Raw genomic sequence first — 14,761 nt, 5'->3', positions numbered from 1 at the left:
CGTCCAGAAAGGGCGGGCTATAAGCCCAACCCCTACTCCCCACTTTCAAGAGTGTAAATTATTTAATTCGCGATCCTAAAATCTGCGGTTGCAAAAATCCCCCGCTACAGCATTACCATAGCGAGGGATTTTTGTCAACCTACCAACTCAATTTTCTTGCAGTTTGTTGTTAGCTTCTGTCAGTAGCAGCTACTGGTTCAAAGCTTGGAACCACCAACTCACCATTCTGCTTAGTGAGTTGATTGTACAGCCTTTCGGTATTCGGGAAATTCGCAGCCGGCAGAGTCGGAAAGCGACGGTAAGGAACAGTATCCTCGCCAAACGCCTCCGCATATTCAACGCTGTTCAACATCGCGTTGATAAAGCCCTTAATCCCTTTACTTGCCAAGATTTGGTTGTACGTCCGAATCTCCGCTTGATTGCGGGGAGCGCGGCCCAAGAAGTGCTTCGTTCCCAACTCAATCACCTTAGTATTGGGATAAGGTGCGTAGAACTGTTTGACGTACAGCGATGAGCAGCCCAAAGCCTCAATGAACTCCTTGAGATTGATTTCATTGTTGCCAAGTTTGCTTTCTAGGGCCGTAAATTCATTCTTCACAACGTAGGGATTCAAGTCGCGTTCAAAAACTTGACGGTAAGCAGCTTGAATTAAAGTTTTCAAAGCTACTTTGTCAGAAGTAGTCGTCAGCTTGAACACCTTAGTTTGTTCGCGCCGCTTGCTGACACCTTGAGCGAGGCTATTTTGTAACTCGAATTCGCCCCGATCGAGCGCAGCGCCCAATTCGATAAACCTCGGAGTTTCTTCCTCAGTCTCGACAGTTTGCTCGACAACAGAACCGCTGCGCGTAGTCACAAGCGAGCTTAACGAAGAGAACCTCTCTTCGTTAAGATCCGAAGAAAGGCAATCGCAGAAGTTTCGAGTTATTTACATTCTGTTACATAAGCGGGTTTATTTACGCCTACCTACTGAAATTTCATAATTGGTTTTCTATCGCTCCTAACGCCTTTAATGTTGCTTTTTGAGGTTCCGTTAATCCGGTTACTCCAGTAATATTCATGCCTTCATATAACCGATCGGGACGGAGAATCTTGAGACATTCTCCTGTTTGAACATTCCACAATCGCAGGGTTTCATCATAGCTAGCACTGGCTAGAATCAGCGGACGATCTGAAGAAACGCCATCACAATGCGGTTGAAACGCAATAGAAATGACCGCTCCTGTGTGTCCTTGCAGCACTCGCAGGCACTGCCAAGTTGTTGTATCCCACAGGCGAATTGTGCGATCGGTACTGCTGCTTGCCATTAATCTACCGTCTGGGCTGAAAGCAATAGAACAAATCGAACTCGTATGTTCCTGCAAAGTAACGCAGCATTGACCTGTATTAATGTCCCACAACTTCAACAAATGGTCATCACCACCTGTTGCCAGCAAGTGCCCCTGGGGATGAAAGGCCGCTGTCCAGTTGCGACTGGTATGACCCTGCAAAGCCATACAACGCTCGCCAGTGTTTGCATTCCACACTCTGACTAACGGATCGTTACTCACGCTTGCTAGGAGATGAGCTTGCGGATGAAACGCGATTGCTAGTACATTCCAATGCCCCCCATCAAATAGGGTTTTAATCGTGGTTTCAGTAGTAATATCCCAGAACCGAATCATTGCATCGCCATGACCCATCACTAAAATATCGCTTTGAGGATGAAAGCCGATCGCTTGCACCCAATGGGTATGCTGGTAAACCGTCTTAAGACGACAGTCAAATGCAGTTTCTGAAGCTTGACTGAGAGTAGAAGGTTGAGCAATTACCTCAAACTCCCACAGGCATACCTTGCCACCCAAATCGGACGTAGCAAACCAGTTTTTTTGGGGATGAAACGCAGTACCCCAAACCTGTATAGTATGTTCTGCTATAACTTTCAAGCAGCGTCCAGTTGCTATATCCCAAATTCTTACTTGACCATTTTCACTGCCACTAACCAGTAGAGTTCCCTGGCTGTTGCAGGCGAGGGTTCTAAAAGCAATCATCTTTCCTTGCAAAGTTCTGGTACATTGCCCGATTGTTGTATCCCAAAATCTGATGGTTCCGTTAACGCTGCCACTGACAACGATCGAACTGTTCGAGAAACAGCCAATTGCGAAGACAGCATCTCCATCGCCTTGCGACAGAACTTTAAGACATCTTCTAGTCCGGACATCCCAGAGGCGAACGGTGCCATCGCTACTGCCACTTACCAAAATGCTGCTATCAGCAGTGTAGCCGATCGCATTTACAGGACCTTTGTGACCTTCCAAAGTATGGAGACAGTCCCCCGTTTCTAGATCCCAGATTTTGACTGAAGAATTTGCTCCACCCGTCGCCAGATGAGTACCGTCAGAATTAAAAGCAACTGACCACACCATATCTGTATGGACAAATGTCTGCAAACATTCTCCAGTCGAGACATCCCAGAGTCTGACTGTTAGTTCGGCCCCAGCACTCGCCAGTAGCCTGCTGTGAGGGTGAAATGCCAACCCAATACCTTGAGCCTGACTGCCTGAAAGCACCCTGAGACATTGCCCGGTTTGGACATCCCACAGTTCGATCGTATTGCCATCTTTACTGCAGGCAACTAGCTTACCGTCTGGGCTAAATATCGTTACTAGCACAGAATTACCAACGAACCAGCTTTGCAGGCATCTTCCTGTTGTGACATCCCACAACTTGACGAGATGATCGTAACCACCACTCACCAGCAATCGTCCGTCTGGGCTAAAATCCAAACCTTTCAAGACTAAAGAAGTGTGGGCTGCTAAGGTAAGCACTCGTTGACCTGTTGCCACCTGCCAAACACAAATCATGCCATCGTTACCGAGCTTTGCGACTAAGGTATTGTCTGGGCTGACGGCAACTGCATTGAGGCTGCCCAGTAATTCGGCAAAGACTGAGTTAATCAAATGGGTATCAGCTAAATTAACTTGTTTAAGCGACACTTGTCGCAAATCTGCTTGACGAATCGTTAAGCCAGAAAAATCATATCCACTCAGATCGGCGTGCAATTGAGATAGTAGATTGATTAAGTTACCAGCTCCATATCCCGATCGGAGGTGAGGTTCTCGTTTCAGGCGTTCTAGCATTGGCTGTAATTGTTGCGCGATCGCCTGTTGAGTGCCAAAATGACCCAACAGTTGAGCAATCAGAGGTTGCACGAGCGCTCGCAGTTGCGCCTCTCGAATGTAATCTTTTGCCTGCGCTTTTAACAGTGCGTAGGTTGATAATAATTGCGGTGCCTGCTGACAAATTTCATCACAAACAGTTTCGATCGACTTCTGTGTCATGTATTCCATGACAACAGGTTGCTGGGTAAATCCTTGAGTGCTGCATTCAATCAGCGATCGCCGCCGCAAGTATTCTAATGCTTCTAGCAGTTTGGCTTTAGAAAGCGCAGGGAAAAAATCATTTTGCAATTCCTGAGTTGTTACCCAGTCTCGATTAATAGCCAGCCAATACATTACCTGTTTTTCTATATCCGACAGACGATTGAATTGCCCATCAAGTAACAACCGAATTCCGTTAAAAACAGCAGTTTTTTCCTGTATAAACGCAGAAATATTGCCGTCAAATACTTCGCTAATCGAGGTGGCGACAATCTTTAAAGCCAGAGGATTTCCCCCATAAAGTTCATTAAGCTGTTGGCGATCGGCATCTGAACCGCTCAAAGACTTACTTGAGAAAATGCCATCGCTTTCTGCAGCGCTTAAACCGATCGTTTGCAGTACCCGCACTAGAGAGATTTCTCCTGCTAGAACCGCAACTTCGTCTGGTTTTTCACGACTGGTAAAGACTAAACAGCTTTGATGGCTGCTCTCGCCAACACGCTGCAACAATTGTCCGTAGCCTTCATACTGAGGTAAATAGTGCCCGGCTCGATCGCCGCTCTGCAAGATCGATTCGCCATTATCTAGAATCAGCAGACAGCGATGTTTTTGCAAGTATTGCAATAAACGAGAAGTTTGTTCGTAAGTCGATCGAGGCAGCTCAATGTCTTGTTGCTGGGAAAGTATTAGAATTAGGTCTTTGAGCAAGTCTTCTAGGGGAGGCGCGTTCCGCAGCGATCGCCACACAACAAACTCGAAGTGTTCTTGAATCTGCTGGGCCAGTTTTACTGACAGTGCGGTTTTGCCAATGCCACCCATCCCTAACAGGGCGACTAATCGACAGCGCTCCCGCACTATCCACTGGGTTAGCTTGCCTAATTCTTGAGTGCGTCCGTGAAAAATGGAGACATCGATCGCTTCTCCCCAATCACAAAGAGGATCCACATTGAGGCAGCCGATCGCAGTGGCTGGTGTTTGGGCAAGGCTAGCTTGATGGTCAGCAAGAACAGGAGCATTTTTTTGTTTTTCTGTGTCTTGTCCCTGTTGTTGTGCAATTATTTGTCCGGCCGCAAGGCGTTCTATACAAGCACGAAAGCTTTTCTTCGTTACAGATTCGCCAAAGGCAGTTGATAAACGTTGCCATAACTGGGGTGCAAAGGTACGGCTGAGGTAGCTGGCAGAGTAGTTAGTTGTCTGTGCGATCGCTTCGTAGGTTTGTCCCAACCACGCACCTCTAAGCAGCGCAATTTCCATAGCAGTCAGAGGATTGCCCGTGCGATTTTTCACCAGCCGATCGACCCATTCAAGTCCGTGTTCCAGCTCCATACTTTATCGATAAAAGTATTAATTGTTACAAAAATTACCTATCGAACAATATTTCCTTTGAAGCTTACCAAATAATTTACGAATTTCAGCTATTGACAGGAAACGGATTTTGTGAATTGCAATGCGGTTAAATTTTTTGGACTCTAACCGACTGCCAGAAGTTGGCTCAAACTCCTTTAAGTTCAACAGTTTGGCTGTGGCAGATACCCTGCACGAACTTGCTCTGTGGAAAATCGATCTGTAACGCGAAGTTTATCTATCGACATGAAAGCCTGAATTCGAGATGCTGGTACACATGATGCAAACAACACCTTGCATTAGATTGAGAATAAATCGAATTAGAAATCAGCCAGTCCCAAAAATTATCGTATCCTATCGTGTAGGCGCGAGCGACCGCAATAACTATGCTTCGTATTCTGGACTTTAACCCGCACTATCCTGCTGCATAAAGTCCGCACTACAAACAGTTTTTGTTATGGTAATCGATCGGACACGAGCTCGGTTATCTGCTTGCTAAAACTTGCCGATAATTGCAAATATTTGTGAGGCTAAACCGATGAAATTACAAAAATCAATCCTAACAATGAAAGCAAAATTTGTTTCTACAGTCATGGGAATTTCACTGTTAAGCGTACCGGTGCTGTCTGATATTACCAATGCCCAAACCCCATCACCCGCCCTGCAAACCGGATTGCAATTTCAAGCATCTGAGGAATTCAATGTCGGTGCAGTAACTACTTTATCTGTCACTACAACTTACCAAGTAGACTCAGGCAAGTGTGTCGGTCAGTTCTACCACCCTAATATGGAGACTCACAGCCGCACCCACGAAGAGCTAGTCTTCGGGAGAGCAGCCTTCATTTCCCAAACTACGCCACCCGCTCCAGGGTTGCGCGTTACTATCAGAAATGTCACCCCCGGGCTCGATCGCAACCCTTCTCCTTATACCGATCGCGGATACGATAAAGCTCCAATGTCGCAAGGATTTAAAGTGTCTTTTGACATCACACACAAGGGTAGCTATTTAGCCGTACAACCTGGCAATAATGACTTTTCCTATGAGATAAAACGCGGTAATACCATCATTGAATCCGGGACTTTTACCGCCAGAATCGATCGGAGAAATCAAAGCATCACCCGCAACGAAAATTTCAGTTGGAACATGGGCTTTGGCTTAAATGACGACAAAAAGCGGTGTCAACAACAGCCTGCTTCCCAGCAGAATGGCTTCCCAATGCCGCCCCTCGATTGGCCGCCTAACATCCCAAGAGATTTGTTTAGGGATATGAAGCCGTAATTAAACGACTAAAAAGCACATGCACCGACAGCACCTAAGTGATGTCTAGTTTGGCGTGAAAAAATTTTGGAATTTGGCATAACTTCTATGAACATCGATCCTGTAAATATCAACTTATCTACTTTCCTCGATCGCCACAATCTGCTGCTAGCCAGTAACATGAAAAGCCCGATCGCGCTGCCCAACAATTTCAACGATTTGATGGCAAGATTCAACCATGTCAGCGATGCAATAAACAATCAAAGTGGCGATCGCATCAATGGACTTAGCGATAATGACATCCTGTTGGGCGATGTCGGCAACGATACGATTTGGGGGAATGCTGGCAGCGATTTGCTCGCGGGCGACGCGGGGCTAGATGTATTAATCGGCGGGACTGAGAGCGATATCTTCGTGTTGGAAGCCCAGGAAGGAACTGATATTCTCACTGACTTTAATCTTAACGATCGCGATCGGCTCGGTTTAGCTGCGGGGTTAACCCTTGATGAATTAATCGTTTATCAAGGCACAGGCGACAACAGCGACAGTACATTAATTAGCACTAAGACTGGGAATTTGCTGGCAATTATCAAAAACACCAGTGCCAGCGCGATCGACAATTCAGCCTTCCTCACTTTAAAACCTCCTGGATCTGTAACCAGCCTGGGCGATCGGGCCATGCGATCGGATCTCGCTAGAGAACAGTTTAAGGTAGATGGCACGGGCGTTAAAATCGGGGTTATATCTGATAGTTTCAACCGTTTGGGTGGAGCAGCCGCAGATATTAAAAGTGGCGATTTGCCTGCAAATGTTAAGGTGTTAGCAGAATATACGAACAATAAATTTTTACCTACCGATGAAGGCAGAGCTTTGCTGCAAATTATCCACGATATTGCTCCAGGAGCCGATTTGTTATTTCATACAGGCTCTGCAGCGGGTGAGTTTAACAGCTCTCTAGAATTCTTCAAAGCAAGTCAAAGAATTGTGGCTGATGGCATTCGCTCGCTGGCAGCACAGGGAGCGCAAATCATTGTAGATGATGTGGGTTTCCTATCTCAACCGATGTTCCAGGATGGCATCATTGCCCAAGCGATCGAGGAAGTAGTTAAAAAAGGAGTTGTCTACTTTACTTCGGCAGGTAATAAAGCTCGCGCTAGCTATCAAAGTGCTTTCAACTCGGCTGGTTTCTTTGCTGGTTTTGGAGAATTGCATGACTTCGATCCGGGGATTGGAGTCGATATCTATCAAAGCATCACGCTAGAGAAAGATGATTCCTTCACCATCTCATTCCAATGGGACTCACCGATGGGTCGATCGACTAACGACCTCGATATTTACTTTGTTGACAGTACAAAACAAAAAGTATTGGCTCACAGTATGCTGTCAAATGTAGGAGGAGATCCGCTCGAGGAGCTGACATTTCGCAATGATGGTTCCTTTGGCTCCAATTTATTCAATCTCATGATTGCCAAGCGATCGGGTGCTGCTCCCGGTTTAATGAAGTATGTGGCGGGCGTTTCTGCTACTTTCAAAATCAACAATTACAACACCAATAGTTCAACTGCATACGGAAAGGCAAATGCTAGAGGAGTCGCAGCAATCGGAGCAGCCTCTTACTTGCTCACCCCTGAATACGGTGTAAATCCTGCTATATTGGAAGACTTTTCTTCGGCTGGCGGTACTCCTATTTTGTTTAACGAAACGGGCGATCGTCTATCTAAACCTGAGTTGCGCCCGCAGCCGAGTTTCGTCGCTCCCAACAATACCAATACGACGTTCTTTGGCAACGATATTCTGGAAGATGCTGACAGTTTCCCCAATTTCGCGGGCACATCTGCAGCGGTTCCTCATGCGGCGGCAGTTGCGGCTTTGATGCTGCAAGCAAATCCCTACTTAAGCCCAGCGGACATTAATAGAGTCCTAGCGCAAACGGCTTTGGATATGGACGATCCAAACACGCCCGGTTTTGATGTTGGATTTGACCTTGCCAGTGGATATGGTTTGATTCAAGCCGATCGGGCGATCGAGCTAATTAGTTAAAAGTGTTCGGTTGTAGGCATTAGGTAATAGCTATGAGGTGATAGAGTTCGGTTGTAGGTGTTAGGTTTGAGGTGTGAGGCTATTTTCGCAAGTTGCCGAAATTAGCATTTCATATCATCCCATCAGCGTTTATCCGCGTTTATCCGCTAAGGAATGAGAATTAAATAACTTAGAATTTTGATGGTTCTTGTGGGATGGGCGTCCCGCCCGTCCAGAAAGGGCGGGCTATAAGCCCAACCCCTACTCCCCACTTTCAAGAGTGTAAATTATTTAATTCGCGATCCTAAAATCTGCGGTTGCAAAAATCCCCCGCTACAGCATTACCATAGCGAGGGATTTTTGTCAACCTACCAACTCAATTTTCTTGCAGTTTGTTGTTAGCTTCTGTCAGTAGCAGCTACTGGTTCAAAGCTTGGAACCACCAACTCACCATTCTGCTTAGTGAGTTGATTGTACAGCCTTTCGGTATTCGGGAAATTCGCAGCCGGCAGAGTCGGAAAGCGACGGTAAGGAACAGTATCCTCGCCAAACGCCTCCGCATATTCAACGCTGTTCAACATCGCGTTGATAAAGCCCTTAATCCCTTTACTTGCCAAGATTTGGTTGTACGTCCGAATCTCCGCTTGATTGCGGGGAGCGCGACCCAAGAAGTGCTTGGTTCCCAACTCAATCACCTTAGTATTTGGATAAGGTGCGTAGAACTGTTTGATGTACAGCGATGAGCAACCCAAAGCTTCAATGAACTCCTTGAGATTGATTTCATTGTTGCCCAGTTTGCTTTCCAGCGCCGTGAATTCATTCTTCACAACATACGGGTTGATGTCGCGCTCAAAAATTTGACGGTAAGCAGCTTGAATTAAAGTTTTCAAAGCTACTTTGTCCGAAGTAGTCGTCAGCTTGAACACCTTAGTTTGTTCGCGCCGCTTGCTGACACCTTGAGCGAGGCTATTTTGTAACTCGAATTCGCCCCGATCGAGCGCAGTGCCGAGTTCGATAAACCGAGGAGTTTCGGGCGTCCGAGCTTGGACATTTTGCTCAGCGACGGAACCCGATCGCATCGTCCGCATCGACAAACCACCGGGAGTTACATAGCGCTCGTAGGGCACTGTATCTTCCCCGAAAGCTTCGTTGTACTCCATGCTGTCCATGATGCTATCGACCAGCGCGTAGAAACCCTTCTTGGCGCAAATGTCAAAGTAAGCGTTCATTTCCTGGCGGCCATAGGTAGGGCGTCCCAGGAGTCGGCGGTGAATGTATTCGATCGCCTTACAAACGTAGAGCTTGCTCCAGTACATATTGCGGAACACGTCAGACTTCGCCAACATCCGAATAAACTCGCGCATCGGAATCTCGCCGTTTTCCAGCTTAATTTCCGCTACCTTTTGGCGCTGGCCGTCGAACACGTCGCGACCAAACACTTGCAGGTAAGCAGCCCGAATCACCGCTTGGGTGGAACTTTCGGTAAATTTGACACTGGAAGCATTGCTGTAGCTGCTGGAGACACCGCGGGCAGTTTTCTTGGAAGCAACATAGTTGCTCGGTAACTGGTCTAATTTAAAGACCTTGGGGCCCAGAGAACCAGGAGCAGCACCGCGAGCAGCCGGATTGCTCAACTGATTGTCAATACCTGCACCTTGACGGATCAGGATGCGGCGAGTGTCTTTGCCGAAGGGAGCCGGACGGCTCTTGGGGTTGCGAGTTTCTTTCGGGAAAATCGCGCCGAACTGAATTTCTAAGGGGTCATTGCCAACACCGTAAACGTGCTGGTCTGGCAGAGGCTGGGTGTAGCCGGCAAACAAGGTGATGAACTGAGGAACCTTGCGGAACGGAGCGCTGAAATTGAACAAATCAATTTGCGGGCCCCAGTTGCGACACTCCTGAGCTTCTTGGCCCAAACCGCGCAGGTAAGGCACTGTTTCTTCGCCGAAATAGTCGGAATATTCCTGGGAATAAACCATCGCGTCTACAAGGGCTGGCAGGCCGCCTTTGCTGACGATCGCAAAATACTTGCTAAATTCCTCCCGCGAGCTCAAACCGCGGCCGAGGAAGTGGCGGGCGGCAAGTTCTACAGCGCGGCTGTTGACAAACGGCTCGTAGAATTGCTGACGGTACAGAGGAGATTTGCCAAGGCGGCGAATAAACTCTTTCATCGAGATTTCGCCATTTTTGACCTTGGATTCCAAGTCAGAAATGCTTTGGCTGTATGCGCGGGTAATATCGCGCTCGAATACTTGGCGGTAAGCTGCTTTGATTACTTCTAGCTTTTCTGCCGAAGACAGACCGGTTTTCATGACGAATTTCGATCGGCGCTCGGCTGCGTTGAAGTAGATTTGAGGCAGTTGCAGCCCTTGCTGGTCGTTGCTTTCGCGCTGCCGCACCTTGTCTGAAGGTGTGGGAGCTTTGAATTCGGTAATAGCTACGTCGAAATACTGTCCGACGATCGCACTTGCCTCTGCATTGTTTCGGAAATAGCCCAAAGATGCTGCCTTCATTTCCTGCATTGCCACAATTGTGGCCGCCGAAGAGCAAGCATTTTCGATGATTTCCCGCAATCCGCGCACGTTCACCGAAATAATGTTCGGGTCGCCAGCTACGATCGCGTAGGTGATGTAGCGCAAAAACCAGCTCAAGTCGCGCAGAGATTTGGTCATGTTGCCCGGGCCGTAGCGCGAGACATTGATCGGCTGAAATCCTGCGGGCAGTGGGCCGCTGTAGCCGCCACCGTTGCCAGCAAATAGATTTCCTAGCCCCAAGAATCCGCCGCCGCCACCGCCGTTGCCGCCGCCTGCGCGACCTTCAACGTAGGTGACAGTTCCCAGTTTCATGCCTTCAGAGACATTGCCCGATCCGCCGCGAGCCGCGCCTGCTACAGCCATCGCAGGTTCTTGTGGTCTTTCCAAAAATGCCAGCGGGGAACCGCCGGTAAAAATCCGGTTGGCTGCGCGGGATACTATCAGTTCCGAGTTTTGGGTCAGCGTCGCAGAGATATCGATCCGAAGAGCCCCTGAACTGAAATAACTTGCCAGTTCGCTGAGTTCGCCCCGCTGTAGAAAGCGGTCTTGCTGTTCTGCTTGCGAAATTGTTGCGACCGGTACAGTTTGATATAGTTGCGGACGCGCAACCGAGCTTCCACCACTTGCTTTTACAGTCATTAGACTCTTTCGCTCCCTATCCAAATAGTTGCAGCATTTAACCAGACTAACCTTGCCTTCTGATGCAGGTCAAAGTAGGTATTTTTGCTTTGTTTACTTTTTGCCTTTACCTGTCACGAGGTTCGGGCGCGCTTACTTTCTTAGATTAAAATGTTTTGGTTTCATCTTTCTGCCTGCGGGGAAATGTCCGATCCGAAGGCAGGCACGGGGTACTCCCTCCGCTGCACTCCGCCGGCATACCCGTGGAAAAAAAGACTCGGCAGGAGAGTTGCCTTTGGGCGATCGCAGCCAGTGCCTTGAATTAAAGGAAAAGAAAATCAAAAATTTTCTTCTGCCTGTTTCGGGGCTTTTGACTTTCTGCGGAAAGACGCCTCCGCTTTACCCGACAGTTCAGCGGTGGGCTATTGACAGTCCTTGTTTGTTAAAAAGCCTGTCGAGATTTATTGTATAGATTTAAGAGAGCTTATATGAGAAAAAATGATAAGTTTTATTACGCAGAAGCTGTCAACCGATTTTAGATTTTAGATTTTAGATTTTAGATTGAAGAATCGACCCCACCGATAAATCCGGGGGGCGCGGATCAAATTGCTGTCGGTCAGTGGTCAGCGGTCAGTTGTCAGTCCAATCCCGAATCCCCAAGCGCAACAAATGTCACCTATGGATACTACACCAGATATCAGTGCTGCCGTGCGGCGGCTTTACGATACTTTCCCTTTCCCGCCCGATCCTTTGTCAGATGAACCGCCGCCTGGGTACAACTGGCGCTGGAGTTGGCCTGATGCTTACAATTTTTGCACTGGCCAAAAGCCGCCAAAACTCGATATTCGGATTTTAGACGCTGGCTGCGGGACTGGTTCGAGCACCGATTATCTGATTCACCTCAATCCCGAAGCTTCGGTGACGGCGATCGACCTGAGTGCGGGTGCTTTGAAGGTAGCACAAGAACGCTGTCGCCGATCGGGAGCGCGCGAAGCTGATTTTCGCCACCTCAGCCTGTACGATGCCGCCGAGTTAGAGGGTGAGTTTGATTTGATCAACTGTGTCGGCGTGCTGCACCACTTACCCGATCCGATCCGGGGCATTCAAGCGCTGGCGGCAAAGTTGGCCGAGGGCGGTTTGATGCACATTTTTGTGTATGCTGAGCTCGGACGCTGGGAAATTCAACTGATGCAAAGGGCGATCGCACTTCTCCAAGGCCCGCAAAAAGGTGACTATCCCGATGGTGTGAAAGTCGGTCGTCAAATCTTTGCTTCTTTACCAGAAAACAACCGTCTTGTCAAGTACGAAAAACAGCGTTGGGCAGGAGAAAATCAGCGGGACGAATGTTTTGCTGATATGTACGTTCACCCGCAGGAAATTGACTACAATATTGAGACTTTGTTCGAGTTAATTGACGCTTCGGGATTGGAATTTCTCGGTTTTTCAAATCCGGGATATTGGCAGTTAGAAAGACTTTTGGGGAAAGCGCCGGAATTGATAGAAAGAGCTCAGGGTTTGACGGAACGGGAGCTTTATCGATTAATTGAATTGTTGGATACGGAAATCACTCATTACGAGTTTTTCTTGGGCAAAAAGCCTGTTAATAAAATTGATTGGTCGGACGATAAGACACTTTTGGCGGCAATTCCTGAGTTGAGTGGTTGTATGCACGGTTGGCCGAGTCAACAAGTGTTTGATTGCAACTACCAATTGGTCAATTTGTCAAGTCCGGAATTTGAGTTTTTGCAAGGTTGCAATACCAAAACTGTGGGAGAGATTTTGGCGGATGTGGAGATGGGATTGGATGAAGTGCGATCGATCTTATCAAAACAGCTAATTTTGCTAACACCAAGTTGAGTCGTAGGGTGCGTCAGTCGCCGTTATTTTCGCGAAAAATCGATAATCTACGAACTGACGCACCTTACTTTAACTGATGTGGAGATTGGATTGGATGAAGTGCGATCGATCTTATCAAAACAGCTAATTTTGCTCACACCCGGTAAAATCTAAGGGCGGGCAAGATGCTTAACTCCTACTCCCCACAATCAAATTAGCTTGTTGTGGAACAGGCATCTTGCCTGTTCTTTGCTCGGAGTATAATTTACAGCATATTCCATGTAGATGTGGTACACACAATCTTCTAGCCCGTGTAAGGTGCGTCGCCACCCGTCAATCTGTAAGTTTTATCGACCAATATTTCGCAGCGACGCACCCTACAGATTAACACCACACAATATATTTATAGTGTACTTCATGAACCTGGAAAAGGCTGTATGTTAAATTCCCAATTAATCAAGGCTTTACAGTTGGAGGATTAACAGCCGTAATTTGTGAATAACGAGCGAAATCAGCAATGTTAAAAGTTAGGATATGGGTTAAACCATGAACTAGCATAGCAGCAACTAGCCGCGCATCATGAACGTTAACACCTACCACCTTATGTGTTATCACCAGTCGCTCCCATTCTTGATAAATTGCTTGGGTATCCAACAACAGAGGAAAAAGCTGTTTTAAGCGATTAATTTCTGCCTCGGCTTCTATTGCAGTACGCCCTAATCCATTTCTCTGCATGGGGCGCGTGCAAACGTTCCAAAACTCGATCAAATTTTGGGGTACGATATAAAGTTCCCGCGATCGCGCAGAGTAATCACGGCATTAACGGCATCAGGATTCATTGGGTGTGCTGTATCGATGCTACGCAGCAGTATGTTTGTATCTACGAGAAACGGCATTTAACCTCTGTCTCCATAAATGCTCTCTCTGCTAATAGCTTCATCTGAAAGAGTGGGGAGATTTAGGGTACGATGACTGTCAACCCATTCTTGAAATGCTATTGACCATTCTGTTGGGGTAGCTGTTTCATAAAATGGAGGTTGTTGAGGTTCAATTAGCTGTTTGAGCATGGCATCTAGTAATGGTTTAATCTGATCCGCCGTGCGGTTGGTGATTTTTCCCAAAACTTGAGTAATCGTCTGTATCTCTTGTTCGTGAGATTGCTGAAGATTGTGCAGCATAATTATCCTTGAGTGCAAGTTTTTGGGCTGATGATAGCGGGGTCGATCGCACTTTTTAAATTGATTTTAATATTCTAACTCTAGCGCAAAGCCTAGGAAGTAGGCGATTGCTCGTTCCTAGACTCTAGCCCATTGGTGACAACTTAAGACTGAAACCATTGATAAATCTCGCATTTAGCTAAGTCTAGATCCCCCTAAATCCCCCTTAAGAAGGGGGACTTTGAGAAGACTCTTGTCCCCCCCTTCGTAGGGGCGGTGCCCCCGTGCCCGCCCTAGGCGCCGGGGGGATCTGAGCTTAATACTCAAACAGCAGTCTGTGATTGGGTTTGACGTTAAGTTGTCGCGAATGGGCTCTAGCCTGGGAACCAGTTAATCCTGGATGCACGTACTAGGATTTTCTGTTATTGCGAAGGTAGTGAAGCAATCTCAAAGCTGACGCACCTTTCCCAAATCCCAAATCCCAAATGGATTGACACAGGCCCCCCTCTGCGGCTACGCTTTGAAGTTAGAGGTTGCTTTGCTTGTAGAGGAAGTAGCCCGCGTCGCCCAAAAATCTAGTTGCACTGCCCAAAGCTGTTGCGAGCAGCAATGGACAGCATAACCGCCAAACTGATCACA

At 47.5% G+C, this 14,761-nt stretch carries 10 protein-coding genes and 1 pseudogene; 5 read left to right on the top strand and 6 right to left on the bottom strand.

Annotated features, from left to right (window positions below; translation table 11 throughout):
• Positions 1 to 169: 169 nt before the first annotated feature.
• Together QUA00_RS21625 and QUA00_RS21620 are read right to left on the bottom strand one after the other, a co-directional pair.
• Positions 170 to 808: pseudogene (locus QUA00_RS21625) on the bottom strand (phycobilisome rod-core linker polypeptide); the annotation flags it as partial.
• Between the two features lie 166 nt (positions 809 to 974).
• Entirely contained in the window at positions 975 to 4,682 is a 3,708-nt protein-coding gene (locus QUA00_RS21620) for a WD40 domain-containing protein (protein ID WP_333141706.1), read from the bottom strand.
• A 121-nt stretch (positions 4,683 to 4,803) separates the two neighbouring features.
• Here QUA00_RS21620 and QUA00_RS21615 point away from each other — a divergent pair, with 121 nt between their 5' ends.
• From QUA00_RS21615 to QUA00_RS21605, 3 genes are all read left to right on the top strand, one after another.
• Complete coding sequence (locus QUA00_RS21615; RefSeq protein WP_333411068.1) at positions 4,804 to 4,926, top strand: hypothetical protein; 123 nt, start codon at positions 4,804 to 4,806, stop codon at positions 4,924 to 4,926.
• Positions 4,927 to 5,238: 312 nt separating this feature from the next.
• Positions 5,239 to 5,979 carry a hypothetical protein gene (locus tag QUA00_RS21610; RefSeq protein ID WP_333411067.1) on the top strand — a complete coding sequence of 247 codons (741 nt, stop codon included), beginning with the start codon at positions 5,239 to 5,241 and terminating at the stop codon, positions 5,977 to 5,979.
• An 87-nt stretch (positions 5,980 to 6,066) separates the two neighbouring features.
• Entirely contained in the window at positions 6,067 to 7,998 is a 1,932-nt protein-coding gene (locus QUA00_RS21605; RefSeq protein WP_333411066.1) for a S8 family serine peptidase, read from the top strand.
• Positions 7,999 to 8,375: 377 nt separating this feature from the next.
• On the opposite strand, the gene QUA00_RS21600 is transcribed toward QUA00_RS21605, so the two are convergent.
• The gene (locus tag QUA00_RS21600) at positions 8,376 to 11,150 is read right to left on the bottom strand and encodes a phycobilisome rod-core linker polypeptide (RefSeq protein ID WP_333411065.1); all 2,775 of its coding nucleotides are present in this window, start codon (positions 11,148 to 11,150) and stop codon (positions 8,376 to 8,378) included.
• A gap of 657 nt (positions 11,151 to 11,807) precedes the next feature.
• Here QUA00_RS21600 and QUA00_RS21595 point away from each other — a divergent pair.
• Entirely contained in the window at positions 11,808 to 12,986 is a 1,179-nt protein-coding gene (locus QUA00_RS21595; protein WP_333411069.1) for a class I SAM-dependent methyltransferase, read from the top strand.
• 435 nt (positions 12,987 to 13,421) lie between these two features.
• Here the strand turns inward: QUA00_RS21595 and QUA00_RS21590 are convergent, their stop codons facing one another.
• Genes QUA00_RS21590 through QUA00_RS21580 form a run of 3 tightly spaced genes read right to left on the bottom strand, consistent with a single transcriptional unit; the run spans position 13,422 to position 14,143 of the window.
• Entirely contained in the window at positions 13,422 to 13,700 is a 279-nt protein-coding gene (locus QUA00_RS21590) for a hypothetical protein (protein ID WP_333411064.1), read from the bottom strand.
• A gap of 29 nt (positions 13,701 to 13,729) precedes the next feature.
• Complete coding sequence (locus QUA00_RS21585; RefSeq protein WP_333411063.1) at positions 13,730 to 13,861, bottom strand: hypothetical protein; 132 nt, start codon at positions 13,859 to 13,861, stop codon at positions 13,730 to 13,732.
• A complete protein-coding gene (locus QUA00_RS21580) occupies positions 13,862 to 14,143 on the bottom strand; it encodes a hypothetical protein (RefSeq protein WP_333179978.1) in 282 nt (93 codons plus the stop codon).
• Between the two features lie 469 nt (positions 14,144 to 14,612).
• Between QUA00_RS21580 and QUA00_RS21575 the strand changes: the two genes are divergently transcribed.
• Positions 14,613 to 14,744: a hypothetical protein gene (locus QUA00_RS21575; RefSeq protein ID WP_333170347.1), complete on the top strand. Its 132-nt coding sequence runs from the start codon at positions 14,613 to 14,615 to the stop codon at positions 14,742 to 14,744.
• Positions 14,745 to 14,761 lie beyond the last annotated feature (17 nt).

It is taken from the genome of Microcoleus sp. T2B6 (genome assembly GCF_036700475.1).
Taxonomy (GTDB): Bacteria; Cyanobacteriota; Cyanobacteriia; order Cyanobacteriales; family Microcoleaceae; genus Microcoleus.
This window is presented reverse-complemented; position numbering and strand designations above follow the sequence as displayed.

Coding starts and splice junctions, on each gene's coding strand:
- QUA00_RS21620 (WP_333141706.1), bottom strand. CDS start 4,682: ATGGAGCTGGAACACGGACTTGAATGGGTCGATCGGCTGGTGAAAAAT.
- QUA00_RS21615 (WP_333411068.1), top strand. CDS start 4,804: ATGCGGTTAAATTTTTTGGACTCTAACCGACTGCCAGAAGTTGGCTCA.
- QUA00_RS21610 (WP_333411067.1), top strand. CDS start 5,239: ATGAAATTACAAAAATCAATCCTAACAATGAAAGCAAAATTTGTTTCT.
- QUA00_RS21605 (WP_333411066.1), top strand. CDS start 6,067: ATGAACATCGATCCTGTAAATATCAACTTATCTACTTTCCTCGATCGC.
- QUA00_RS21600 (WP_333411065.1), bottom strand. CDS start 11,150: ATGACTGTAAAAGCAAGTGGTGGAAGCTCGGTTGCGCGTCCGCAACTA.
- QUA00_RS21595 (WP_333411069.1), top strand. CDS start 11,808: ATGGATACTACACCAGATATCAGTGCTGCCGTGCGGCGGCTTTACGAT.
- QUA00_RS21590 (WP_333411064.1), bottom strand. CDS start 13,700: ATGCAGAGAAATGGATTAGGGCGTACTGCAATAGAAGCCGAGGCAGAA.
- QUA00_RS21585 (WP_333411063.1), bottom strand. CDS start 13,861: ATGCCGTTTCTCGTAGATACAAACATACTGCTGCGTAGCATCGATACA.
- QUA00_RS21580 (WP_333179978.1), bottom strand. CDS start 14,143: ATGCTGCACAATCTTCAGCAATCTCACGAACAAGAGATACAGACGATT.